Source organism: Halomonas ramblicola, assembly GCF_030409215.1.
In the GTDB taxonomy this organism is placed as follows: domain Bacteria; phylum Pseudomonadota; class Gammaproteobacteria; order Pseudomonadales; family Halomonadaceae; genus Halomonas; species Halomonas ramblicola.
On the sequence record NZ_JAUFPL010000028.1, the window covers coordinates 549,965 to 573,653 of the forward strand.

Sequence of the window (23,689 nt, forward strand, 5' to 3'; positions counted from 1 at the left end):
CCCGGTGGGCGCCCTTAGAGATTGAAGGCGTCTTCCACCAGCTGGCGCTGCTGGTCGGTGTGCACGGACATGTAGCCCGCCGCGGGTGCCGCCGAGGCCGGACGGCCGGCGAACTTGAGCCTGCCACCCAGGCCCTCGCGCAGCATCTCGGCCACCGCCCGCATGTGGTGCTGGCTCGGATACCAGGCGCCCTGGTTGAGCGGTTCCTCCTGGCACCACACCACGTCGGTGACGTTGGTGTAGGCCTTGATCGTCTCGAAGAGCTCCTCCTTGGGGAAGGGGTAGAGCTGCTCCATGCGCAGGATGGCCACGTCGTCGCGCTCGTTATCCTCGCGCCAGGCGGCCAGGTCGTAGTAGACCTTGCCGGCGCACAGCACGATGCGCTCGACCTTCTCGGCGGCGAGGTCGCCCTGGTCGGGCAGCACCATCCGGAACTGGCCATTGGCCAGCTCGTCGAGGCTCGAGGTGGCCTCCTTGTGGCGCAGCAGGCTCTTGGGCGACATCACCACCAGCGGCTTGCGCAGCTTGCGGATCACCTGGCGGCGCAGCAGGTGGAAGATCTGCGCCGGGGTGGTCGGCACGCAGACCTGCATGTTGTGCTCGGCGCACATCTGCAGGAAGCGTTCCAGGCGGGCCGAGGAGTGCTCGGGGCCCTGGCCCTCGTAGCCGTGGGGCAGCAGCATGGTCAGCCCACACAGCCGGCCCCACTTGGTCTCGCCGGAGGAGATGAACTGGTCGACCACCACCTGGGCACCGTTGAAGAAGTCGCCGAACTGGGCCTCCCAGATCACCAGCGAGTTGGGTGTGGTGGTGGCATAGCCGTATTCGAAGGCCAGCACCGCCTCCTCGGAGAGGAAGGAGTCGTGGATGGTGAAGCACGGCTGGCCGTCGCTCATGTGCTGCAGGGGCACATAGGCGCTGCCATCCTTCTGGTTGTGCACCACCGCATGGCGGTGCGAGAAGGTGCCGCGGCCGGAGTCCTGGCCGGTCAGGCGCACCGGGTGGCCCTCGTCGAGCAGGGTGGCGTAGGCCAGGGTCTCGGCGAAGCCCCAATTGAGCGGCATGCCGCCGGCCAGCATCTTGCGGCGATCGTCGTAGATCTTGGCCACCTGGCGCTGCACCTCGACCCCGTCGGGGACCTCGCACATCCTCGCCGCCAGGCGCTGCAGGCGCTTCATCTCCACGCCGGTCTCGGCATGGCCGGTCCACTCGTGGCCCAGGTAGGGGGTCCAGTCGACGAACAGCGCCGTATTGGGCTGCTGCACCAGGGCGTTGGCCACGTGGTTGCCGGCCAGCAGGTCCTCGCGGTAGGTCTCGATCATCGCCTTGGCGCTCTCCTCGGAGAGCACGCCCTGCTCCACCAGGCGGCGGGCGTAGAGCTCGCGGGAGGACGGGTGGTTCTTGATCTTCTGGTACATCACCGGCTGGGTGCCGGAGGGCTCGTCGGCCTCGTTATGACCACGGCGACGGTAGCAGACCAGGTCGATCACCACGTCCTTCTTGAACTGCTGGCGGTAGTCCAGGGCCACCTGAGTGGCGTGCAGCACGGCGTCGGGGTCGTCGCCGTTGACGTGGAAGATGGGCGCCTGGACCATCTTGGCGATGTCGGTACAGTACTCGGTGGAACGGGTGTCCAGCGGGTTGGAGGTGGTGAAACCGACCTGGTTGTTGATGACGATGTGCAGCGTGCCGCCGGTCTTGTAGGCGCGGGTCTGGGACATCTGGAAGGTCTCCATGACCACGCCCTGGCCGGCGAAGGCGGCATCGCCATGCACGTTGATCGGCAGCACCTTGTCACCGAGCGAGTCGTCGCGGCGATCCTGGCGGGCGCGTACCGAGCCCTCGACCACGGGCGCCACGATCTCCAGGTGGGAGGGGTTGAAGGCCAGCGCCAGGTGCACCTCGCCGCCCGGCGTCATGACGTTGGAGCTGAAGCCCTGGTGGTACTTGACGTCGCCGGAGCCACGCTCGATCAGCTTCTTGCCGTCGAACTCGTCGATCAGCTCCGAGGGGTTCTTGCCGAGGATGTTGACCAGCAGGTTGAGCCGCCCGCGGTGGGCCATGCCGATGACCACTTCCTTGATGCCGTAGCCGCCGCCGCGCTGGATCAGCTCGTCCATCATGGGGATGAAGGACTCGCCGCCCTCCAGGCCGAAACGCTTGGTGCCCGGGTACTTGGAGGCCAGGTAGTTCTCCAGGCCCTCGGCGGCGGTCAGGCGTTCCAGCACGTGCTTGCGCATGTCCCCGCTGTACTTCGGGGCGCTGCGCACCGACTCGAAACGCTGCTGCAGCCAGCGCTTCTCCTCGGTGTCGACGATGTGCATGATCTCGCAGCCGATGGAGCGACAGTAGGTCTGCTCCAATGCCTCGACGATCTCCTTCAGTGGCGCCTTGTCCAGGCCCATGAAGAAGGAGCCGGTCTGGAATTCGCTGTCGAGGTCGCCCTTGGAGAGCTGGTGGAAGGAGAGGTCGAGGTCGGGGATGGGGGTCTGGCTGCGCAGGCCAAGCGGGTCGATATCGGCCTTCTGGTGGCCCCGGAAGCGGTAGGCGTTGATCAGCTGGAGGACCTTGACCTGCTTGCGGTTCTCGTCGCCATCGGCGGCGGGGGTCAGGGCGGTACGGCGCTGCTTGCCTAGCTGGTGGAACTGCTCTCGGACCGGGGTCAGCGGTACATCTTGTGAGGGGCTGCCTTCGGGACGCGGCAACTGGTCGAAGTAGTTGCGCCATTCGTCGGGGACAGCGGTGGGATCATCGAGGTACTGCTCGTAGAGCGCTTCCACATAGTGGGCGTTACCGCCACTGACGTGGGAGGAGCGCCACATCAACTCCATTATGCCTTGTTGCATCTCTCGGTCACCCTGCACTGATGGGGTGTGATCGGCGTCACCGCGACGCGGCCACGGCGACATCGGTGGTGCCCTGCCGGTGGGGCCTCAGCTTTCCGGCGCCTCCGGCCATCGCTGGCCGGAAACCTTGAATTCGATGGTCAGGAGCCGGTGCCCAGGGCACCGGCTCCATGACGCTATGTGCCGATGTCCGGCTGCGACCCACGGTCGCAGCCGGAACGCGCGGCATATGATAACAAGCCGCGGGCCACGATTTAAGTGGCATTGGCCAGCAGCATCTCGCGGATCTTGCCGATCGCGCGGGTCGGGTTCAGCCCTTTGGGGCACACCGCCACACAGTTCATGATGCCGCGGCAGCGGAACACGCTGAACGGGTCCTCCAGCTCGGAGAGGCGCTCGCGGGTGGCGGTGTCGCGGGAATCGGCCAGGAAGCGATAGGCCTGCAACAGGCCCGCCGGGCCCACGAACTTGTCCGGATTCCACCAGAACGACGGGCAGGCGGTGGAGCAGCAGGCGCACAGGATGCACTCGTAGAGGCCGTCGAGCTTGTCGCGGTCCTCCGGCGACTGCAGCCGCTCGATGGCCGGTGCCGGCTCGTCGTTCTGCAGGTACGGCTGGATGCGCTCGTACTGCTTGTAGAACAGCCCCATGTCGACCACCAGGTCGCGGATCACCGGCAGGCCCGGCAGCGGACGCAGGGTCAGCTTGCCGTTCTTCACCACTTCGGAAAGCGGCGTGATGCAGGCCAGGCCGTTCTTGCCGTTCATGTTCATGCCGTCGGAGCCGCACACGCCCTCGCGGCAACTGCGGCGGTAGGCCATGGTGCTGTCCCCTTCCTTGATCAGCTCGAGGACATTGAGCACCATCAGGTCGCGACCCTGGGTATCGACCTGGAACTCCTGCATGTAGGGCGCGGAGTCGGTTTCCGGATTGTAGCGATAGATGGATACCTGAAGCATCGTGACTCCCCCTCAGTAGGTGCGGACTTTCGGCTCGAACATGTCGACGGTCTTGGGCGCGAAGTTGACGTCGCGCTTGCCGACCTTCTTGTCGGCCGGGAAGTAGAGCGAGTGCTTCAGCCAGTTGACGTCGTCACGGTCCGGGTAGTCGTAGCGGCAGTGGGCGCCACGACTCTCCTTGCGCTCCAGTGCGGCGATGGCGGTCGCCTCGGCCACCTCCATCAGGTTGTCGAGCTCCAGCGCCTCGACCCGGGCGGTGTTGAAGGCGCCCGACTTGTCCGGCAGGTGGGCGTTCGCGATCCGGCTGCGCAGTTCGGCGAGCTGCCCCACGCCCTTCTGCATGTTCTCCTCCTCGCGGAACACGCCGAAGGAGTTCTGCATGATGCCCTGCAGCTCGGCGCGCAGCGCCGGCACCGACTCGCCACCTTGCGACTCGTTCCAGCGCGTGACGCGCTTCATGGCGGCGTCCACGTCGGACTCGGAGGCCTCGAGGTAGTCGACCCCCTCGTTGAGGGCGCTCTCGATGAAGATGCCGGCCGCGCGACCGAACACCACCAGGTCGAGCAGCGAGTTGCCGCCCAGGCGGTTGGCGCCGTGCACCGAGACGCAGGCCGCCTCGCCGCAGGCGTAGAGGCCGCCCACGATACTGTCCTTGCCGTCGGCGTCGGTCATGATGGCCTGGCCGTGCACGTTGGTCGGCACGCCGCCCATCATGTAGTGGCAGGTAGGCACCACCGGGATCGGCTCCTTGGCCGGATCCGCATGGGCGAAGGTCTTGGAGAGCTCGACGATGCCGGGCAGGCGCTTGCCGAGCACCTCCTCGCCCAGGTGGTCGAGCTTGAGGTAGACGTGATCGCCGTGCTCGCCGCAGCCGCGGCCCTCGAGGATCTCCATGACCATGGAGCGGGCCACCACGTCGCGGCCGGCGAGGTCCTTGGCGTTGGGGGCGTAACGCTCCATGAAGCGCTCGCCGTCCTTGTTGACCAGGTAGCCGCCCTCGCCGCGGCAGCCCTCGGTCACCAGCACGCCGGCGCCGTAGATGCCGGTGGGGTGGAACTGCCACATCTCCATGTCCTGCATCGGGAAGCCCGCACGCAGGGCCATGCCGATGCCGTCGCCGGTGTTGATCAGGGCGTTGGTGGTGGAGGCGTAGATGCGCCCGGAACCGCCGGTGGCCAGCACCGTGGCCTTGGACTTGACGTGAACCACCTCGCCGGTCTCGATGTCCATGGCGATGCAGCCCACGACGTCGCCGTTGGCGTTCTTCACCAGGTCGATGGCGTACCACTCGTTGAGGAAGGTGGTGTTGTTCTTCAGGTTGTTCTGATAAAGGGTGTGCAGCAGGGCGTGACCGGTACGGTCGGCCGCGGCGCAGGTACGGGCCGCCTGGCCGCCCGTGCCGAAGTTCTTGGACTGGCCCCCGAACGGGCGCTGATAGATGCGGCCGTTGTCGAAGCGGGAGAATGGCAGGCCCATGTGCTCGAGTTCGAATACCGCCTTCGGGCCCTCGGAACACATGTACTCGGCGGCGTCCTGGTCGGCGATGTAGTCACCGCCCTTGACGGTGTCGTACATGTGCCAGCGCCAGTCGTCGTTGGGGTCGGCGGAGGCGATGGCGCAGGTGATGCCGCCCTGGGCGGAGACGGTGTGGGAGCGGGTCGGGAAGACCTTGGAGAGGACCGCGGTCTTCTTGCCGGACTTGGCCAGCTCGAGGGCGGCCCGCAGGCCGGAACCGCCACCGCCGATGATGATGGCGTCGAAGGACAGGCTACGCATGTTGGACATGGATCAGGCTCCCCACAGAATCTGAATGCCCCAGACCAGGAACACGAAAATGGCCAGGATGATGAGGGTCTGGACGCCGACGCGGATGCCGGTCGGCTTGAGGTAGTCGGTGGTCACGGTCCACAGGCCCACCCAAGCGTGGGCGGCCAGCGACACGAAGGCCAGCAACGAGAAGATGCGCATCCAGGTCTGGGCGAACAGGCCACTCCAGGTGGCGTAGTCGAGGCCCGGGTTGAACAGCAGATAGAGAACGATGAAGAGGGTGTAGACGGCCAGGATGATGGCGGAGACCCGCTGGATCAGCCAATCGGAGAGGCCGCTGCGGCCGAAGTTCGTGATGTTGGTTACCATACCCAGACTCCCGCCAGAATGATCAGGACCGCACTCACCACCACGGTGATCTGCGCCTTCTTGACGCCGCCTTCCAGGGTCACGCCGATGTCGATGTCCATCAGCAGGTGCTTGATGCCGGCCACGAAGTGGAAGGCCAGGGCGGACAGCAGCCCCCAGGCGATCAGCTTGGCCAGGAAGTTGTGGGCCAGGGCATCGCTCACGGCGGCGAAGCCGGCCGGGGAGGACAACGACTTGCTGAGCGCCCAGAAGGCGAAGATCAGGCCGATGAAGAGGATGACGCCGGTGATGCGGTGGGCGATCGACGTCAGGGCGGGTAGCGGAAACTGTATCGTGGACAGATCCAGGTTTACGGGTCGTTTGCTATTCACGGCTCTCTACACACTCTCTAAGGCCCGCACTCAGGACACGTCGTCACGGCCCGGGCGGGCGGTGGTTTCGGGAAGGAGTCGGCCGTTGCCGGTGACGGCAAGGCCGCCTGTTCCTGCCAGTCGCGCGGGATGGATTATAGGGACATGGCCCCACCATGACAAACCGACACCCCGACCACTAGACCATGGTGCAAAGCCTGTCGACACTCACCAGCCCCCACCACAAGGGGGATCGCGCCGGAACCCGCACCGCCATGGTGCAGAGCACCATTTCTTGTACACTGTGTGTCCACGCTGTTCCGCCACGTACAACAGTCCGGTCGCCATGGGCTAATTGACAATCGCGGGAACGCTTCTATAGTGGGCGAACCTTTTCGCCGGCATCCCCCGCGAACCTGCTCCAAGAAATAACGACTTATCGCCCTATCACGAACTCGAGAGGAGGCCTCCCATGGCTGACAGGAAAGCGACGCTGAAGGTAGACGGTCTGGACAAGACGATCGAGCTGCCTGTCTATTCGGGCAAACTCGGGCCCGACGTGATCGACGTGCGTGGGCTGGGCGCCGAGGGTCTGTTCACCTACGACCCGGGCTTCATGGCGACCTCCTCCTGCCAGTCCGCCATCACCTACATCGATGGCGGCAAGGGCGTCCTGTTGCACCGCGGCTACCCCATCGACCAGCTGGCCAAGGAATCCAACTTCGTCGAGCTCTGCTACCTGCTGCTGTTCGGCGAGCTGCCCAGCGACGCCCAGTACGCGGATTTCGCGTCGCGGGTGCGCAACCACACCATGGTCCATGACCAGATCAACAACTTCTTCAAGGGCTTCCGTCGCGACGCCCACCCGATGTCGATCCTGTGCGGCGTGGTCGGCGGCCTGGCGGCCTTCTACCACGACCACATGGACACCACCCAGGAAGAGGATCGCGTGATCAGCGCCATCCGCCTGATCGCCAAGATGCCGACCATCGCGGCGATGTCCTACAAGTACAACATCGGCCAGCCGTTCAACTATCCTCGCAACGACCTGAGCTATGCAGAGAACTTCCTCTACATGATGTTCAGCAACCCCTGCGAGGAGTACCGGATCAACCCGGTCTACGCCAAGGCCATGGACCGCATCTTCATGCTGCATGCGGACCACGAGCAGAACGCCTCCACCTCCACGGTGCGCCTGGCCGGCTCCACCGGTGCCAACCCCTTCGCCTGTATCAGCGCCGGCATCGCCGCCCTCTGGGGGCCGGCCCACGGCGGCGCCAACGAGGCGGTGCTGAAGATGCTCGACGAGATCGGCGACGACTCCGAGGAGAACATCCAGCGCTTCGTCGACAAGGCCAAGGACAAGGACGATCCCTTCAAGCTGATGGGCTTCGGCCACCGCGTCTATCGCAACTTCGATCCGCGCGCCAAGGTGATGAAGGAGACCTGCGACGAGGTGCTGGCCGAGCTGGGCCTTTCCGACGACCCGCAGCTGCAGATCGCCAAGCGCCTGGAGCAGATCGCCCTGGAGGACGAGTACTTCGTCGAGCGCAAGCTCTACCCCAACGTCGACTTCTACTCCGGCATCATCCTCAAGGCCATGGGCATCCCCACCAACATGTTCACGGTGATCTTCGCGGTGTCGCGGACCATCGGCTGGATCTCCCACTGGCACGAGATGCTCAGCGACAGCTACAAGATCGGTCGCCCGCGCCAGCTCTACACCGGCCACGACCAGCGCGACTATCCTGCCAAGTAAGCCGGCAGGCGAGGCATCGCGATCCGCAGGAAGCCGCCCCCGGGCGGCTTCCTGCGTTCCGGGGCGCCTGATCGGGCCCCTCCCCCAACGCTACAAGGAGCCATAGATGAGCCAGGAGATCTCCACCGTCGCCTTCATCGGCCTGGGCGTGATGGGCTACCCCATGGCCGGCCACCTGGCCCGCGCCGGCCTCGAGGTGCGCGTCTACAACCGCACCGAGGCCCGCGCCGAGGCCTGGGCCGCCGAGCACGGCGGCAGCCACCACCCCAGCCCGCGCGAGGCCGCCTCCGGCGCCGACCTGGTGCTGGTGTGCGTGGGCAACGACGACGACGTGCGTCAGGTCACCAGCGGCGCGGACGGCGCCCTGCATGGCATGGCCGAGGGCAGCCTGCTGGTGGACCACACCACGGCCTCGGCCGACCTGGCCGAGGAGCTGGACGCCGCCTGCCGCGAGCGCGGCGTCGACTTCCTGGACGCCCCGGTGTCCGGCGGCCAGCAGGGTGCCGAGAACGGCGCCCTGACCATCATGTGCGGCGGCGAGCCGACCGCCTTCGCCCGCGTTGAGCCGCTGCTCGGCCACTACGGCCGCGCCGTGACCCTGCTGGGCCCCGCCGGCAGCGGCCAGCTCACCAAGATGGTCAACCAGATCTGTATCGCCGGTCTCGTCCAGGGCCTGGCCGAGGGACTGCACTTCGCCGAGCAGGCCGGTCTGGACCAACAACGCGTGATCGAGGTGCTCGCCCAGGGCGCCGCCGGCTCCTGGCAGATGGAGAACCGCCACAGGACCATGATCGCCGACCAGTACGACCACGGCTTCGCAGTGGACTGGATGCGCAAGGACCTGGGGATATGCCTGGAGCAGGCGCGCCGCCTGCAGGCCCGGCTGCCGGTCACCGCCCTGGTGGACCAGTTCTACGCCGATGTCCAGGTGATGGGTGGCGGTCGCTGGGACACCTCCTCCCTGCTGCGTCGCCTGCGTGCCGTCGGCACGCCCTGAACGCCTCTCGGCGGGCGCCACCCGGATGGCGCCCGCCCTCCTCTTTTCCCCTCGTTTCGAGTACCAGCGGTCTCACCCCTGAGGGATGGTATTTCTCAAACTCTGGAGATGACGCCCCTCCTTCCCGGCGTCCTCCACCGTTTTCCACACATTCTGTGGATAAGCCTGTTCACAACCGCTAGAAAAGGTCGTCGAATCGCCATGATCAGGGGCTTCGGCTTAAATTGATCAATTTTTGTTCTTCTCTAACTCATTGATAAAAAAGGAATTAAAGAAAAACCCCGTGCTCGCCGGCAGTTGCACGCCGGCTGTGCACAAGGCAACCGGCGGAACCATGCCTGGTGGACAAGTCAAGGGGGTTTCGCGCCGATTCGCGGACAAGGGAGGCGCTGGACGGGCGGCAGTGTCAACGGTAGACATCGCCCGCCCCGAAAGACGAAGGGGCACCCGCGAGGGTGCCCCTGTCGTGCCCGCCGCCGAGGCGGCGGGCGAGGAGATGGCGTCCCATAGGGGGTTCGAACCCCTGTTACCGCCGTGAAAGGGCGGTGTCCTAGGCCACTAGACGAATGGGACGGATGTCGTTCCGGCGATGATTGGTGGAGCCTAGCGGGATCGAACCGCTGACCTCAACACTGCCAGTGTTGCGCTCTCCCAGCTGAGCTAAGGCCCCACGCGCCGTGAAGACGAGGCGTATGTTACTGATCCGCCCAGGGTTCGTCAACAGTTTTTCAGAGCTCCCGATATTCCTTCTCGAAGCGCTTGGCCTGCTTCTTGGAGACTCCGCCCAGCACCCCGATGGCGTGGCGCAGGCGGGCCCGGGTCATGTCCGAGCCGAGGATCGCCATGGCGTCCATCACCGAGGTGCTGGAGGGCGAACCGGTGATGGCGATGAACACCGGGGCCAGGAAGTCCTTCATCTTGAGCCCGAAGTGGCCGGCGAGCGCCTTGACCTCGGCCAGCAGGGCCTCCTTGTGCCAGGACGGCAGCGGCTCGAAGCGCCACACCAGGAACTGCAACAGCTTGAGCAGGTCCTCGCGCTCCAGCTTGACGGCATCGAAGCTCGTCTCGTCGATCTGCGGCAGACCCGAGAAGAAGTGGCCGGCCAGCGGCACCACATCGGCGAGGGTCTCCACCCGCGGGCGCACCTGGGGCAGGATCTCGCGCACGTACTGCTCGTTGAAGGCCCATTCCCTCAGTGCCTGCAGGAAGGCCTCGTCGTCGAGTTCCTCGCGAATATAAAGGCCGTTGAGCCAGGTGAGCTTCTCCAGGTCGAACACCGGCCCGCCCAGCGACACGCGCTGGATGTCGAAGTGGGCCATCATCTCGGCGAGCGAGAACTTCTCGCGCTCGTCGGGCATCGACCAGCCCATGCGTCCCAGGTAGTTGGTCACCGCCTGGGGCAGGTAGCCCATGCGCCGATAGTAGTTGATGGAGGTGGGATTCTTGCGCTTGGAGAGCTTCGACTTGTCGGGATTGCGCAGCAGCGGCATATGGCAGAGCTGCGGCATCTCCCAGCCGAAGTACTCGTAGAGCAGTTGGTGCTTGGGTGCCGAGTTGATCCACTCCTCACCGCGCAGCACATGGGTGATGCCCATCAGGTGGTCGTCCACCACGTTGGCCAGGTGGTAGGTGGGCATGCCGTCGGACTTGAGCAGGATCTGGGCGTCCACCTGGGCCCAGTCGACCTCGATGCGGCCGCGCAGCATGTCCTGCACCACGCAGGCACCGCTGGCCGGCACCTTCATGCGCACCACATGGGGCCAGCCCTCGCGCTCGCGGCGCGCCTGTTCTTCCTCGGGCAGCGCCAGGTCGGCGGGCTTCAGCGCCAGGTGCATGCCGGCGGCCTTGCGCGCCTCGCGCAGCGCGTCGAGCTCCTCGCTGGTGCGGTAGCAACGGAAGGCGTGCCCCGCCTCGATCAGGCGGCGGGCATGGTCGGCGTAGATCTCGCCCCGCTCGCTCTGGCGGTAGGGCCCGTGGGGACCGCCCACGTCGGGGCCCTCGTCCCACTCCAGCCCCAGCCAGCGTAGCGAGTCGAGGATCATCTGCTCCGACTCGGCCGTGGAGCGCACCCGGTCGGTATCCTCGATGCGCAGGATGAACTGGCCATCGTGCTGGCGGGCGAAGCAGAGGTTGAACAGCGCGATATAGGCGGTGCCGACGTGGGGGTCGCCGGTCGGTGACGGCGCGATACGCGTGCGTACGGTCATGTCGTTGCGGTGTCCCGGAGCCGTGGGTGGATGAATGGCGGCATTATACGCACCCGATACGGCCGGGGCAGCCACGGCAGGGAATCATCCGCATCACACGGGGTCAATGTCTGGCGATCACGCAAGGAGAAAGCGGCGGCGCAGGATCAGCGTTGATGCGCGTTGTTGCACACTCTACATCGATCACCGATCATCGCGGATCACAATACAAACCGAAATGAGAGTCGACAGGATGGAGAAATGGATTCACTAGGCCCGCGCATCAAGGAGCTCCGGCAGGAGGCCCACCTCAACAAGGCCGCCCTGGCACGCCGGGTCGGCGTCTCCGACGTCACCATCTCCTACTGGGAGTCGGGGGCCATCAAGCAGATCGGGCACGAGCGCCTGGTCGCGCTGGCCGAGGCGCTGGGCTGCCCGCTCTCGCGGCTGCTGGAGGGAGAACAGAGCGGCCGCGCCTCCCCCCTCTACCTGCGCCGCTACCCGCCGGCGCCCTGGCAGGATCGTCATGCCGGACGCATCGACCTGACCTTCGAGCTGGTCCCCGATCTGGAGTGGGAAGGCGACTGCTTCCTGGTCACGCCGGCCCCCGACGAATCCTTCGACTTCCTGTCCCCGGGTGACCTGGTGGCGCTGGCGCCCAGCGAGATCTTCCGCCAGCCCGGTCTCTACCTGATCGAACAGGCTGGCGAACATCGGGTGCGGTACGTCACCCAGGCCACCGACGGCGCCCTGCAATTCGCCCGTCAGGGCAGCGAGGAGATCACCGGCTACACCCCCGACACCAAGTTGCTCGGCAAGCTGCTGGCCCGCTGGCAGGCCACCCCCTTCTAGGCGCCTGTCGGGCTCGACGCTGATCCGCTACGCGCCCCGGTCTCCCGCAACGATCGGTCTAATCCGACAGGCTCCTGGCGGCTATTCCACCTCCAGCACCTCGGCCTGGTCATTGGTACGGCGCGGCTCGCTGCCCACCAGGAAGCGCCGCGAGGCGCTGGCCACCTGGCCCAGCCCGTGCTGGGAACCGCCCACCAGGGGGCCGCTGAGGTGTTCTCCCTGCTCGCCGATGCGCCGGCGCACGGCCTCGGGCTGGACGGTGGCCTCGGGCAGGTTCACGGTGATGCGATAACCGCCATCCGGGAAGCCGCTGCCCGGGCCCAGCGGACCGACCCGGAAGCGCCCCTCCGCCAGTGTCGTGCGCTGCTGCCAGCGCACGCCGCTGAGCTCACGCTCCACCACCACGCGCAGGCGCGCCCCTTCGGGCAGGTTGCTCTGTCCCTCCACCACCAGGCGGCGATCGCTGCTCAGGCTGGCGTCGAACTCGATCGTCACCGGCGCGTCCATGGGCGACACCTCGGGCGCCGGTTCGGCCGGCGGCTCGCGGGACTCGGCCTCCAACGCCACGAGCTCCGGCTCGTCCTCGGCGGCCTCCTCCGTCTCTCCACCGCAGCCGACCAGCATCAGCAGCAGCGCCGCCACGAGTACCCACCGACACCCTGCGTTCATGCGCCACCTCTTTCGCCAGCTTGCTGTAGGGCTAGGCTACCACCGCCCGGGGCGGGCGTCCCACCGGCCGGCTCAACGGCTCACGCACGCTCGCCGCGCCAGGGTGGCAGCCGCCCCCGCCACCCGGGTAGAATGCGCCGTCTCCCACGCCACACCGTGATGCCCGATGTCCCAGCTCGACCGCACCTTTTCGGTTGCCCCGATGATGGACTGGACGACCCGCGACTACCGCGCCTTCGCCCGGACCCTGACCCGCCGCGCCCTGCTCTACACCGAGATGGTGACCACCGGCGCCATCCTGCACGGCAGCCCGCGGGAACGCTTCCTGGGCCATGCCGAGGTCGAGCATCCGCTGGCCCTGCAGCTGGGTGGCAGCGACGCCGGGGCGCTCGCCGAGTGTGCGGCCATCGCCGAGGCCTGGGGCTATGACGAGGTGAACCTCAACGTCGGCTGCCCCAGCGACCGGGTGCAGAACAACCTGATCGGCGCCTGCCTGATGGGCCATCCCGGGAAGGTGGCCGCCGCGGTGCGCGCCATGCGGGAAGCGGTGTCGATTCCGGTGACGGTGAAGTGCCGCATCGGCATCGACGACCAGGACGAGGACGCCGATCTCGAGCATTTCATCCGGGTGGTGGCCGATGCCGGCTGCGACACCTTCATCGTCCACGCCCGCAAGGCCTGGCTGGAGGGCCTCTCCCCCAAGGAGAACCGCGATATCCCGCCGCTGAACTACGGCCGCGTTCACCGCCTGAAGCGACAGCATCCCGAACTGCATATCGGCATCAACGGTGGCCTCAAGACGCTCGATGACTGCCGCGAGCAACTCCGGCACGTGGACAGCGTGATGGTCGGCCGCGAGGCCTACCAGAATCCCTGGCTGCTGGCCGGTGTGGACCCGGCCCTCTACGGCGAGCCGGGGCCGGCGGCCAGTCGTCACGCGGCGGCGCTTGCCTTGCGCCCCTATATCGCCCGTCGGCTCGCCGAGGGCGCCAGGCTCAACCACCTGACCCGTCACCTGCTGGGGCTCTTCCAGGGCCAGCCCGGCGGGCGCCGCTTCCGCCGCCACCTCTCCGAGAACGCCCACCGCGACGGTGCCGGCCTGCAGGTGTTCGATGACGCCCTGGGGCTGGTGGCGGAGCGCGAGGCGGTGCCCGCGGCCTGAGGCGAATCAGTAGAGCGAGTCGGGGGGCGGCTCCAGGCTCGACTGGAAGTCCTCGATGGCGCTCTCGGCCTCCTCGATGGCGTCGAAACGGGCGATGTGGAACAGCGCCTCGCCCTCGTTGGCCAGCGGCAATCGGCTCATGCCGATGACGATGCCGTCGGCCATGGCCTTCACTTCGCCCTCGGCGTTGCCGAAGGGATCGGCCACGCGCCCCAGCACTTCGCCCCTGGCCACCCGCGCACCGAGCCGCACCTTGGGCCGCAGGATGCCGTCGATGGGCGCCCGCGCCCAGCTCGAGCCGTTGGCCACCTCCGCCGCCGGGGGCGAACGACGGCGGTGCTCGCCGGTCAGCATGCCCAGCCGTCGCATCACCCTCAGCACCCCGCGCACCCCCGGGGCGATCGCCCACTCGTCGAAGCGCAGCGCCTCCCCGGCCTCGTAGGTCAGCACCGGGATCCCGCGGCTCTGGGCGTAGTGGCGCAGGCTGCCCTCGCGCAGCTCGGCATTGAGGATCACCGGTGCCCCGAAGGCGTTGGCCATGCTTTCGGTCTCGCCACCGGGGGTGAGCTGGGCACGGATCTGCGGCAGGTTGGTGCGATGGATGGCCCCGGTGTGCAGGTCGATGATATGGCTGGCATGGTCGACGATCTCCTCGCGGAACAATGCCGCCATGCGCCCGCCCAGCGAGCCGGACTCGCTGCCCGGGAAGCAGCGGTTGAGGTCGCGACGGTCGGGCAGGTAGCGGCTGTGCTGCACGAAGCCGAAGACGTTGACGATGGGCGCGGCGATCAGGGTCCCGCGCAGCCTCTGCAGTTGCTTCGAGCGCAGCAGGCGACGCACGATCTCCACGCCATTGATCTCGTCGCCGTGGATGCCGCCGCACACCAGCAGGACGGGGCCGGCCTGGCGGCCGTGGACCACCTCCAGGGGAATGTGCAGCGGCGCATGGGTGTAGAGGCGTGCCGCCGGCACGTCGATCTGGGTGCGGTTACCCGGAGCGATCCGCACGCCGGCGAGTTCGAAGGGGGCTCGGGCCATCTCGCACTCCTGGCAAGGAAAACAGTGTTCCGTCACACACCTTATACGCCGGGACGCTGCGAAAGACGAGCCCGGATACCCGGGGCCGCCGCTTCAACCGCGACCGCCCCGATTAGCATACACTCATGCATGTAAATCGCCGCCACATCGGGTAGAATGGGGCCGAATCCTTATCGAGAGACGACGCCCCATGGCCCGACGCACCAAGGCCGAGGCCGCCGCCACCCGGGAAGCCCTGCTGGACGCCGCCGAGGAAGTCTTCCTCGAGAGGGGCGTGGCCCGCACCTCCCTGGAACAGATCGCCCGCCACGCCGGCATGACCCGCGGTGCGGTCTACTGGCACTTCAAGAACAAGGCCGACCTCTTCCAGGCCATGCTGCAGCGGGTGCGCATGCCCTTCCAGGAGCTGGTCGAGGAGATCGGCGACCCGAGCCTCGTCGAGCGCCCCCTGGAGGCGATCCGCCTGGCCTGCCTGCGGGGCTTCGAACGCCTGGAACAGCCGCGCTACCGGCGCGTGCACGCCATCCTGATCCACCACTGCGAAGTGTTCGGCGATATCGATCCCCTGGCCATGCAGAACGAGATGGCCGAGGAGGCCTGCGGGGCGCTGATCGACTACTTCGGATGCGCCGCCCGCCTGGACCACCTGCACCCGGGCCTCAGCCCGGAGGTGGCCGCCGAACTGCTGCAGGCCATGCTCGGCGGCCTCTTCCACGACTGGCTGCGCAACCACGAGCGCTTCTCGCTGCGCGAACGCGGCACCGTGCTGCTGGATACGCAACTCGACCTGATGCGTTCCCCGCCCTCAGAGTGACGCCGCGGCACCGCCACGCCCCGTACCGCCACCCCCCTGGCGCAGGCGCAAACGCCTCAGGTGGGCCCGCGCCTCGCGATAGTCGCTCTCCGCCACGCTGCGGTAGGCGCCCTCCCCGGCCAGGTACTTGACCAGCACCCGACGCTCGCCGGCGTGCGGCATGCTGCCGACCTTGCCGTGCAGGCGTACCTCCCACTCCGGGTCGTCGAGCAGCGCGGCCGTGGTCCAGCCCGCGGCATCCGGCTCCGCCTTCACTTCCACCTTCTCGCCCAACAGGCAGCGCCGCTGCTGCGGGGCATGGCGATGGAACCAGCGATGCAGGGCGTGGCACAGGGCGGCGGCTAGGGGCGAGGCGACCACGAAGGCGCCCCACAACACCGCCACCCCCACGGGGATGCGGAACAGCCCCAGCGGTAGCCAGCGCAGTACGGCGACCTCCGCCACCAGGGTGGCTGCCCCCGCCAGCACCAGCAGCGCGGACAGCGCGAAGGAGGCCGGCACGCCGGCGAACCCCAGCGCCACCAGGGTACTGGCCAGGTGATCGCCCTTGAGGCTGTCGTGCTCGAAGAGTTCCAGCGGCGCCAGGCGCAGCGCCACCAGCAGCCAGTAGAGCGCCACCAGCAACAGCACCGGCACGAAGACGAACACGGGGAAGCTGAGGACGATCTCGCGGAAGGATTCCATGGCGCGCTCCTTACCGGTACTTAGCCGGCAAATGGATGTTTGCCTTCAGCGTAGACCATCCCCAAGGCAGCGAGCGTGGGGGCGCGCAACGACGAAGGGCGCCACCCCGCGGGGTGGCGCCCTTCCCGTCACGGTGGCGAAGCCGAGGCCTCAGCCCTGGTCGCCCTGGGTCGCCGGCCGCTGATGCCCGGCGTCGCTGTCCCGGGTCTTGCGCCGCAGCCAGTCGGAGACGGCGGCGATCATGGCGTAGAAGCTCGGCACGAAGAAGCTGCCCAGCACCGCCACCGTGGCCATGCCCACCGCCACGGTGGTGCCGATGTGGTGGCTGCTGACGTCGCTTGCCCCGCTGGCCAGCGCCAGCGGCAGGGTACCGAAGATGAACGCCAGCGAGGTCATCACGATGGGGCGGAAGCGCAGCCGGGCCGCGGTGATGGCCGCCTCGCGGATCGACTTGCCCTGTTCGCGGCGCTGCAGCTCGGCGAACTCGACGATCAGGATGGCGTTCTTGGCCGCCAGGCCCACCACCACCAGCATGCCGATCTCCACGTAGACGCTGGTGTCGAGCCCGCGCAGCACGATGCCCCCGATGCCGCCCAGGAAGGCGAAGGGCGTGGCGGTGAGCACCGCCAGGGGTAGCGACCAGCTCTCGTACTGGGCCGCCAGGATCAGGAACACCATCAGGAGGCCGAAGACGATGGCCAGCAGGGCGGTGTTGCCCAGTTCGCTCTCCTGGTAGGCGGTACCGGTCCAGCCCATGCCCCAGCCGTCGCCCAGGGTCTCCTCGACGATCTCCTCCATGGCGGTGATGGCCTGGCCCGAGCTGTAGCCCGGCGCCGGCCCGCCCTGGAACTGCGCCCCCAGGTAGACCCCGAAGCGCGACACCACCGCCGGCTTGGCCTGGCGCTCCAGGGTCACGAACTCCGAGAGGGGGATCCGCTCGCCGTTGCCACCGCGCACATAGACGTTGGCGATGTCATCCGGGGTCTTGCGGAACTCGTCCTCGTTCTGCAGATAGACCTGGAAGTTGCGGTTCTGGTAGCTGAAGTAGTTGACGAAGCCGTTGCCGAAGGTGTTCGACAGGGTGGCGTTGAGGTCCTCCAGGGCCACGCCGTAGCTGAGCGCCTTCTGCCGGTCGATCTCGGCGCGGTAGCCCGGCACGTTGACGTTGAAGGTGGTGAACACCTGCTGCAGGGCCGGGTGCTGGTTGGCCGCCTGCATCACCTGCAGCGAGGCCTGGTAGAGCTCCTGGGAGCTGGCCCCCTGGAAGGACTGCAGGTAGCCGGTGAAGCCGCCGGTGGTGGAGAGCCCCATGATCGGCGGCATGTTGAAGGCCATGGCCGAGCCGCCGGGGATCTCGGCGCCCAGCTGCATGATCTGGCCCACCAGCTGGTCGGCGGTCAGCTCGCGCTCGGCCCAGGGCACCATGTTGATGAACATGATGCCGCGGGCGGTGTTCACCGCGCTGGAGAGGATGTCGTAGCCGGCCACCGCGACGGAGTACTGCACCCCGGGGATCTCCTCGATGCGCTCGCTCAGCTCGCCCATGTAGTCCCGGGTGCGCGCCAGGGAGGCGGAGTCGGGCAGCTGCACCGACACCATCACCAGGCCCTGATCGGTCTCCGGTACCAGGGTCGAGGGCGTGGCCTGGTAGAGCCACCAGGCGCCGCCGATCACCAGGCCGGTGAGCAGCAGTGCCAGGCCCCAGAAGCGCACCAGCGCCTTGACCACCCACATGTAGACGGCGGTGATGCCGGCGAACAGGCGGTCGAAGAGGCGCAGCGGCGTGTAGACGGCGCGCATCAGCTTCGACTCGCCCATCTTCGGCTTGTGCTTGATGAAGATCGCCGACAGCGCCGGGGTGAAGGTCAGCGCCATCAGCGCCGAGAAGGCCACCGAGATCGCCACGGTCAACGCGAACTGCTGGTAGATCTGCCCGGTGAAGCCGCCCAGGAAGGCCACCGGCACGAACACCGCGGCCATGATCAGCGAGGTGGCGATGACCGGGCCGCCGACCTCCTTCATGGCGCGAATGGTGGCCTGGGTGACGCTGATCTCGTCGTCCTCGGCGAGCACCCGCTCGACGTTCTCCACCACCAGGATGGCGTCGTCCACCACGATGCCGATGGACAGCACCAGGGCGAACAGCGTCAGCAGGTTGATCGAGAAGCCGAACACGTAGAAGCCGGCGAAGGTGGCCAGCACCGAGACCGGAACCACCGACATGGCGATTACCGTGAAGCGCCAGTTCTGCAGGAAGATGAACAGGATGACGCCGACGATCAGGAAGGCCTCGATGAACACATGGGTCACCGTCTCCACCGAGGCGTCGATGAACAGGGTGGTGTCGTAGGGCACCACCTGCTCGAGCCCCGGCGGGAAGCGCGACTCCAGGTCGGCCATGGTGCCCCGTACCGCCTCGGCCGTCTCCAGGGCGTTGGCCCCGGGCTGCTGGTTGATGATGATCGGCGTCATCTCGGCGCCGTTGAGGCGGGCCTCCACACCGTAGAAGGAGGCCCCCAGCTCGATGCGCGCCACGTCCTCCAGGCGCAGGGAGGAGCCGTCCGGATTGGTGCGCAGGAAGATGTCGCGGAAGTCATCGACGTCGTTGAGCCGGCCACCGGCGGTGATGGTGTAGGTGAAGGCGCGCGGCTCGCCCTGTGGGGTGGCCGCCAGGCTGCCCGCCGGCACCTCGGTGTTCTGGGCGCGGATGGCGCTGGCCACCTCGGTGGGGGTCAGGTCGTACTGGGCCAGCTTGTCCGGGTCCATCCAGATGCGCATGGCGAACTCGCCGCCCCCCAGCACCTCGGCATTGCCGACGCCCGGCACCTGGCGCAGCTCGTCGAGGACATTGAGGGTCGCGTAGTTCTGCATGAAGGTGCTGTTGTAGTCGCCCTGCGGGGAGATCAGCGAGATCACCATCAGGATCGAGCTGGAACTCAGCTCCACGGTCACGCCCTGGGACTGGACCGCCTCGGGCAGCTGCGACAGGGCCCCCTGGACGCGGTTGTTGACGTTGATGGTGTTGATGTCGCCATCGGTGCCGATGTCGAAGGCGACGTCGAGGCTCATGCTGCCGTTGTCGGCGCTGGTCGAGGTCATGTAGAGCATGTCCTCGACCCCGTTGATGGCCTCGGCCAGGGGCGCCGCCACCGTCTGGGCCACCGTCTCGGCATCGGCGCCCGGGAACTGGGCATTCACCGAGACGGTGGGCGGCACCACGCTGGGATACTGCTCGATGGGCAGCACCCGCATGCTGACCACCCCGATCACGGTCAGGATGATCGCCAGTACGGTGGCGAAGATCGGCCGCTTGATGAAGAAGTTGGAGAAGCTCATGAGGCATCGTCCTCGGCGGACGCCTCGACGATCTCGCCGGCGTCACCGTCGAAGGCCTGGGGATCGATGGGCGTGCCGGGCTCGATGCCGGTGGGATCGCCCATCACCACCCGGTCGCCGGGCGCAAGACCCTCGCGGATGATCTGCCAGGGGCCGGCCACCTCGCCCAGGTCCACGGTGCGCGCCCGGGCCAGGTTCTCCTCGTCGAGCACGAACACCTGGGCCCCCATCAGCCCCTGCCCGATGGCGATCTCCGGCACCGCCAGGACGTCGTAGCGCTTCAGTCCTTCCAGGGCGACGCGCACGAACTGCCCGGGCAGCACGTTGGCCTCGGGATTGGGGAAACTGGCACTGGCCTGGACGGTGCTGGTGGCCTCATCCACGCGAGAGCCCAGGAAGTCCAGATGGCCCTCCAGGGTCTGCTCGGCGGCGCCATCCTCGGCCGGCACGCGCAGCACGGCACGGATCTCCTCGACGGAGGCGACGTTCCCCAACTGGCGCCGCAGCTCGAAGGCGTCGCGCTGGGGCAACTGGAAGCGCACCTCGAGCGGGTCCAGGGGGGTGATGGTGGCAAGCTGCGTGCCATGGTTCACCAGGTTGCCCACGTTGACCCGCGACAGGCCGATCATCCCCGACACCGGCGCGGTGACCTCGGCATAGCCCAGGTCGAGGTTGGCGCTGGCGAGCGCCGCCTCGGCCTGGGCCACCGCCGCCCGCGCCACGCCCAGTTCGGCGCGCGCCTGGTCGACCTGCTGGCGACTCACCGAGTTCTGGCTCAGCAACCGCTCGAAGCGCTCGGCGTCGCGCTGGGCGCGGGCCAGCTCGGCGCGAGCGCTCTGCAGGTCGGCCTCGCGCTGGTTGACCGCCGCCTGGTAGACGTCGGGCTCGATGGAGAACAGCGTCTGCCCCTTCTCCACCAACTGGCCCGGCTCGAAGTGACGCGCCTCCAGGGTCCCGGTGACCCGGGCCACCAGGGTGACCTCGTCGTCGCTGCGCAGCAGCGACGGATAGGACTTCTCCAGGGCGATGTCCTGGCGCGCCAGCTCCGTGACCTCGACCGGCTGCGGCGGCCGCTCCTGGCCGGCACCCTGCTGGGCCTGCTGAGGGGCCTCCTCCTGGCCACAGGCGGCCAGCAACAGGCCGGCGGCCAGGGTCAGCAGGACCGCCCGGGCGTGTCGGATGGGGGTTTTCATGTGCGTGTGCTTCCCGTGGATACGTCAAGATGGACGAATCTTACATTCATCCCTGTATGGATGTAAATATTAGTCGCCTAACCATCAGCCCTCGGGCGTCGGCCGCTCGCCGATGTCCAGCGCCCCGTCGTAGCGGCTCTCCTCGGGCAGGCTGAAGCCGACGCTGCCGCCGTCCAGCCAGGCGTTGACCTCGGCCACCGCCTCCTCGTCCAGGGTGCCGGCCTGCTGGCGCAGGGTGAGCAGATTGATCACGTAGTCGTAGCGCGCGCTGGCGTGGTCGGCGACGGCATCGTAGAGGTTCTGCTCGGCGTTGAGCACGTCGACGATGTTGCGGGTGCCCACCTCGTAGCCGGCGCGGGTGGCGTCCAGGGCGCTCTGGTTGGAGACGATGGCCTGGGCGCGCGCCTCAACGGTGGAGACATCGTTGCTCACCTGGGTGTAGCGCGAGCGTACCTGCTGGATGGTGTCGCGACGCTGGGCCTCGAAGTCGTACTGGCTCGACTCCAGCAGGTAGGTGTTCTGGCGGATGGACGCGCTGGTCCGGCCACCGGTATAGAGGGGCAGGTTCACCCCCACCCCGACCTGGCTGCTGGAGTCGTGACCGCTGACCTCGTCGGCGTCATTGTCGCCGAACTGGTAGTTGGCGAAGGCGTTGACCGTGGGCAGGCGTTGGGCCCGGGCGATGTCCACGCTGCTGCGCGCCACCTCGACCCCGGCCTGGCTGGCCAGCACCAGGGGGTTGTTCTCCATGGCCAGCTCGACCCAGTGGTCACGGTCCGCCGGGCTGGGCGGCTGGATGGGCAGCTCGTCGCCCAGGGCGTCGATGCTGTCATAGCGCTGGCCGGTGAGCCGCTCCAGGGCCTCGAAGCTCACCTGCAGGTCGCTCTCGGCGGCGATGCGCACCGCCCGCGACTGGTCGAAGCTGGCCTGGGCCTCCTCCACTTCGGTGATGGCGATCAGCCCCACCTCGAACTGCTCGCGGGCCTGCTCGAGCTGGCGGCCGATGGCCCGCTCCTGGGCGCGACGCGCCTCCAGCACCTCGTGGGCACGCAGGATCTCGAAGTAGGCGGTGGCCACGTCGATCAGCACCTGCTGCTCGGTGGCGGCCAACTGGTAGAGCTGCTGGTCGATCTCGCGTTCGGCCTGCTCCACCTCACGGCTGTCGATGGCGTCGTACAGCGCCTGGGTCGCCTCGAGGCTCAGGCCGACGCTGTTGACGCTATCGTCACTCGCACTGGCATCGGCGCCGGCAAACTGTTGATCGGATTCCTGACGCTCGTAGGTACGCGCATGGGCCAGCTCGCCGGAGGCACTGACCTGGGGCAGCAGGTCGCCGCGCTGCACGTCTCGCCCCGCCTCGACGCTGCCGGTCCGGGACCGCTCCGAGGCCAGTTCGGCGTTGTTCTGCAGCGCGTCGTTGGCGATGGTCAGCAGGTCGGCGGCCTGGGCCGGCGCGGCCAGGGCGGAGGCGACCAGCAGCGGCAGCAACGCACGACGCAGGCCCGATCCCTGGGCGAGGCGGGTCGGGCGAAGGGGGCGGGGGGGCATCATGGGTTCATCCTCGATTCTTCGATTCGCTCTATACATACATTCTCGCATGTTTTAGAAGGGAATCCACCCCTAGAAGAAAGCACTTATCGTGCAAATCGGCGAATCCCGGCGGCTGGTCGCGGCTCTTCGACTGCGCTACGCTGCAATGCAATATAGATCATCGGGACGACGCCATGGATGCACTGGAACTGGTCAGGGTCCGCGAACTGGAGGTGGCGGTGCGCGTCTGGCACCCCGAGGCCCCGCGCACGCTGATCGCCTGGCACGGCCTGGCCCGCCACGGCGGCGACTTCGCCGACTTCGCCCGCCTGCTGGGACCACGCTGGCGGGTGCTGGCCCCGGACACCCCGGGCCGCGGCCTCTCCAGCTGGTCGCTCTACCCCGCCCACGATTATCTCTATTCCCATTACATGACGATTGCCGTGGCGGTACTCGACCATTTCGAGCTCGAGCGGGTGCCCTGGGTGGGCACCTCCATGGGCGGGCTGCTGGGCATGCTGCTGGCCGCCGAGGACGCCACCGCCAGCCGCATCGAGCGCCTGGTGCTCAACGACGTGGGCCCCGAGCTCGACCCCGACGGCCTGGCCGAGCTGGCCACCTATTTCGGCGTGCCCCACCGCTTCTGCCGCTTCGGCGAACTCGAGGCGGAGCTGCGCCGCCACTATGTCGGCTTCGGCATCGAGGGTGACGACGCCTGGCGGCGACTGGCCCTGGAGAGTGCCCGGCGCCTGCCCGACGGCAGTTGGACCTACCACTACGATCCGCGCATCGGCGAGCAATTCATCCACGACACGCCCCGCGACACCTGGGCCGACTGGGCGGCGATCCGCTGCCCGCTGATGGTGATCCGCGGCGCCGACTCGCCCCTGCTGCGCACCGACAGCGTCGCGCGCATGGCCGAGGCCCAGCCCGGCCTGGTGCGCCTGGAAGTGCCCGGCTGCGGCCATGCCCCCATGCTCGACCGGGACAGCCAGGTCACCCCCATCACCGACTTCCTGTTGCGCCCCGCCGGGCGCCGACGCCCCGCAGCCGAGGCGCGCCAGGTCTCCGGCTGGTGGCAGCGCCTGACCGGCTGGCTCAGAACCCTGCGGGCCGACCGCTGAACGGCCTGTCAGAGGCATCACTACACCGACTCGCCTCACCGGGACGCGTTCATG

18 protein-coding genes and 2 tRNA genes are annotated in these 23,689 nt (G+C 67.7%); 6 read left to right on the top strand and 14 right to left on the bottom strand.

Going from position 1 to position 23,689, the window contains the following annotated elements; genetic code table 11:
* Positions 1-14: 14 nt before the first annotated feature.
* From QWY80_RS13565 to sdhC, 5 genes are all read right to left on the bottom strand, one after another.
* The gene (locus QWY80_RS13565; protein ID WP_290232396.1) at positions 15-2,846 is read right to left on the bottom strand and encodes a 2-oxoglutarate dehydrogenase E1 component; all 2,832 of its coding nucleotides are present in this window, start codon (positions 2,844-2,846) and stop codon (positions 15-17) included.
* A 254-nt stretch (positions 2,847-3,100) separates the two neighbouring features.
* Positions 3,101-3,805 (bottom strand): succinate dehydrogenase iron-sulfur subunit, encoded by a 705-nt coding sequence (locus QWY80_RS13570; protein ID WP_290232398.1) that lies wholly within the window; start codon positions 3,803-3,805, stop codon positions 3,101-3,103.
* Positions 3,806-3,817: 12 nt separating this feature from the next.
* Positions 3,818-5,590 (bottom strand): succinate dehydrogenase flavoprotein subunit, encoded by a 1,773-nt coding sequence (gene sdhA / locus QWY80_RS13575; RefSeq protein WP_290232400.1) that lies wholly within the window; start codon positions 5,588-5,590, stop codon positions 3,818-3,820.
* Positions 5,591-5,593: 3 nt separating this feature from the next.
* The gene (sdhD, locus tag QWY80_RS13580; RefSeq protein WP_290232402.1) at positions 5,594-5,941 is read right to left on the bottom strand and encodes a succinate dehydrogenase, hydrophobic membrane anchor protein; all 348 of its coding nucleotides are present in this window, start codon (positions 5,939-5,941) and stop codon (positions 5,594-5,596) included.
* Positions 5,935-6,312: a succinate dehydrogenase, cytochrome b556 subunit gene (gene sdhC / locus QWY80_RS13585; RefSeq protein ID WP_290232404.1), complete on the bottom strand. Its 378-nt coding sequence runs from the start codon at positions 6,310-6,312 to the stop codon at positions 5,935-5,937. Before sdhC ends, sdhD begins: the two co-directional genes overlap by 7 nt.
* 451 nt (positions 6,313-6,763) lie before the next feature.
* Here sdhC and gltA point away from each other — a divergent pair, with 451 nt between their 5' ends.
* Complete coding sequence (gene gltA / locus QWY80_RS13590) at positions 6,764-8,050, top strand: citrate synthase (protein WP_290232406.1); 1,287 nt, start codon at positions 6,764-6,766, stop codon at positions 8,048-8,050.
* A gap of 106 nt (positions 8,051-8,156) precedes the next feature.
* Positions 8,157-9,047, top strand: coding sequence for an NAD(P)-dependent oxidoreductase (locus QWY80_RS13595; RefSeq protein ID WP_290232408.1), 891 nt, complete (start codon positions 8,157-8,159; stop codon positions 9,045-9,047).
* Positions 9,048-9,544: 497 nt separating this feature from the next.
* Here the strand turns inward: QWY80_RS13595 and QWY80_RS13600 are convergent.
* From QWY80_RS13600 to gltX, 3 genes are all read right to left on the bottom strand, one after another.
* Positions 9,545-9,620 (bottom strand) — tRNA-Glu (locus QWY80_RS13600).
* 21 nt (positions 9,621-9,641) lie between these two features.
* Positions 9,642-9,717 (bottom strand) — tRNA-Ala (locus tag QWY80_RS13605).
* A gap of 58 nt (positions 9,718-9,775) precedes the next feature.
* On the bottom strand, positions 9,776-11,254 hold the full coding sequence (gltX, locus tag QWY80_RS13610; protein ID WP_290232410.1) for a glutamate--tRNA ligase: 1,479 nt from the start codon (positions 11,252-11,254) through the stop codon (positions 9,776-9,778).
* 240 nt (positions 11,255-11,494) lie between these two features.
* Between gltX and QWY80_RS13615 the strand changes: the two genes are divergently transcribed.
* Positions 11,495-12,085 (top strand): helix-turn-helix domain-containing protein, encoded by a 591-nt coding sequence (locus tag QWY80_RS13615; protein WP_290232412.1) that lies wholly within the window; start codon positions 11,495-11,497, stop codon positions 12,083-12,085.
* A gap of 81 nt (positions 12,086-12,166) precedes the next feature.
* Here the strand turns inward: QWY80_RS13615 and QWY80_RS13620 are convergent, their stop codons facing one another.
* Positions 12,167-12,754, bottom strand: a complete 588-nt coding sequence (locus tag QWY80_RS13620) for a hypothetical protein (RefSeq protein WP_290232414.1) — start codon at positions 12,752-12,754, stop codon at positions 12,167-12,169.
* A 166-nt stretch (positions 12,755-12,920) separates the two neighbouring features.
* On the opposite strand from QWY80_RS13620, the gene dusA reads away from it, so the two are divergent.
* Positions 12,921-13,916 (top strand): tRNA dihydrouridine(20/20a) synthase DusA, encoded by a 996-nt coding sequence (gene dusA / locus QWY80_RS13625; RefSeq protein ID WP_290232415.1) that lies wholly within the window; start codon positions 12,921-12,923, stop codon positions 13,914-13,916.
* A gap of 6 nt (positions 13,917-13,922) precedes the next feature.
* On the opposite strand, the gene QWY80_RS13630 is transcribed toward dusA, so the two are convergent.
* Positions 13,923-14,954, bottom strand: coding sequence for a succinylglutamate desuccinylase/aspartoacylase family protein (locus QWY80_RS13630; RefSeq protein WP_290232417.1), 1,032 nt, complete (start codon positions 14,952-14,954; stop codon positions 13,923-13,925).
* A gap of 190 nt (positions 14,955-15,144) precedes the next feature.
* Between QWY80_RS13630 and QWY80_RS13635 the strand changes: the two genes are divergently transcribed.
* Positions 15,145-15,768, top strand: a complete 624-nt coding sequence (locus tag QWY80_RS13635; protein WP_290232418.1) for a TetR family transcriptional regulator — start codon at positions 15,145-15,147, stop codon at positions 15,766-15,768.
* Here the strand turns inward: QWY80_RS13635 and QWY80_RS13640 are convergent.
* The 4 genes from QWY80_RS13640 to QWY80_RS13655 all read right to left on the bottom strand — a co-directional run bounded on the left by QWY80_RS13640 (position 15,760) and on the right by QWY80_RS13655 (position 22,532).
* A complete protein-coding gene (locus tag QWY80_RS13640) occupies positions 15,760-16,452 on the bottom strand; it encodes a hypothetical protein (RefSeq protein WP_290232420.1) in 693 nt (230 codons plus the stop codon). The two genes, QWY80_RS13635 and QWY80_RS13640, sit on opposite strands and share 9 nt — an antisense overlap.
* Positions 16,453-16,602: 150 nt before the next feature.
* Positions 16,603-19,788, bottom strand: a complete 3,186-nt coding sequence (locus tag QWY80_RS13645; protein ID WP_290232422.1) for an efflux RND transporter permease subunit — start codon at positions 19,786-19,788, stop codon at positions 16,603-16,605.
* Complete coding sequence (locus QWY80_RS13650; protein WP_290232424.1) at positions 19,785-20,981, bottom strand: efflux RND transporter periplasmic adaptor subunit; 1,197 nt, start codon at positions 20,979-20,981, stop codon at positions 19,785-19,787. Before QWY80_RS13650 ends, QWY80_RS13645 begins: the two co-directional genes overlap by 4 nt.
* An 84-nt stretch (positions 20,982-21,065) precedes the next feature.
* On the bottom strand, positions 21,066-22,532 hold the full coding sequence (locus tag QWY80_RS13655) for a TolC family outer membrane protein (protein WP_435389370.1): 1,467 nt from the start codon (positions 22,530-22,532) through the stop codon (positions 21,066-21,068).
* Positions 22,533-22,705: 173 nt separating this feature from the next.
* Between QWY80_RS13655 and QWY80_RS13660 the strand changes: the two genes are divergently transcribed.
* Entirely contained in the window at positions 22,706-23,635 is a 930-nt protein-coding gene (locus QWY80_RS13660) for an alpha/beta fold hydrolase (protein WP_290232426.1), read from the top strand.
* Positions 23,636-23,689 lie beyond the last annotated feature (54 nt).

Excerpts from the sequence above, each read along its gene's own strand:
- QWY80_RS13565 (WP_290232396.1), bottom strand. The coding sequence starts at position 2,846 with ATGCAACAAGGCATAATGGAGTTGATGTGGCGCTCCTCCCACGTCAGT.
- QWY80_RS13570 (WP_290232398.1), bottom strand. The coding sequence starts at position 3,805 with ATGCTTCAGGTATCCATCTATCGCTACAATCCGGAAACCGACTCCGCG.
- sdhA (WP_290232400.1), bottom strand. The coding sequence starts at position 5,590 with ATGTCCAACATGCGTAGCCTGTCCTTCGACGCCATCATCATCGGCGGT.
- sdhD (WP_290232402.1), bottom strand. The coding sequence starts at position 5,941 with ATGGTAACCAACATCACGAACTTCGGCCGCAGCGGCCTCTCCGATTGG.
- gltA (WP_290232406.1), top strand. The coding sequence starts at position 6,764 with ATGGCTGACAGGAAAGCGACGCTGAAGGTAGACGGTCTGGACAAGACG.
- QWY80_RS13595 (WP_290232408.1), top strand. The coding sequence starts at position 8,157 with ATGAGCCAGGAGATCTCCACCGTCGCCTTCATCGGCCTGGGCGTGATG.
- gltX (WP_290232410.1), bottom strand. The coding sequence starts at position 11,254 with ATGACCGTACGCACGCGTATCGCGCCGTCACCGACCGGCGACCCCCAC.
- QWY80_RS13615 (WP_290232412.1), top strand. The coding sequence starts at position 11,495 with ATGGATTCACTAGGCCCGCGCATCAAGGAGCTCCGGCAGGAGGCCCAC.
- QWY80_RS13620 (WP_290232414.1), bottom strand. The coding sequence starts at position 12,754 with ATGAACGCAGGGTGTCGGTGGGTACTCGTGGCGGCGCTGCTGCTGATG.
- dusA (WP_290232415.1), top strand. The coding sequence starts at position 12,921 with ATGTCCCAGCTCGACCGCACCTTTTCGGTTGCCCCGATGATGGACTGG.
- QWY80_RS13630 (WP_290232417.1), bottom strand. The coding sequence starts at position 14,954 with ATGGCCCGAGCCCCCTTCGAACTCGCCGGCGTGCGGATCGCTCCGGGT.
- QWY80_RS13635 (WP_290232418.1), top strand. The coding sequence starts at position 15,145 with ATGGCCCGACGCACCAAGGCCGAGGCCGCCGCCACCCGGGAAGCCCTG.
- QWY80_RS13640 (WP_290232420.1), bottom strand. The coding sequence starts at position 16,452 with ATGGAATCCTTCCGCGAGATCGTCCTCAGCTTCCCCGTGTTCGTCTTC.
- QWY80_RS13645 (WP_290232422.1), bottom strand. The coding sequence starts at position 19,788 with ATGAGCTTCTCCAACTTCTTCATCAAGCGGCCGATCTTCGCCACCGTA.
- QWY80_RS13650 (WP_290232424.1), bottom strand. The coding sequence starts at position 20,981 with ATGAAAACCCCCATCCGACACGCCCGGGCGGTCCTGCTGACCCTGGCC.
- QWY80_RS13655 (WP_435389370.1), bottom strand. The coding sequence starts at position 22,532 with ATGATGCCCCCCCGCCCCCTTCGCCCGACCCGCCTCGCCCAGGGATCG.
- QWY80_RS13660 (WP_290232426.1), top strand. The coding sequence starts at position 22,706 with ATGGATGCACTGGAACTGGTCAGGGTCCGCGAACTGGAGGTGGCGGTG.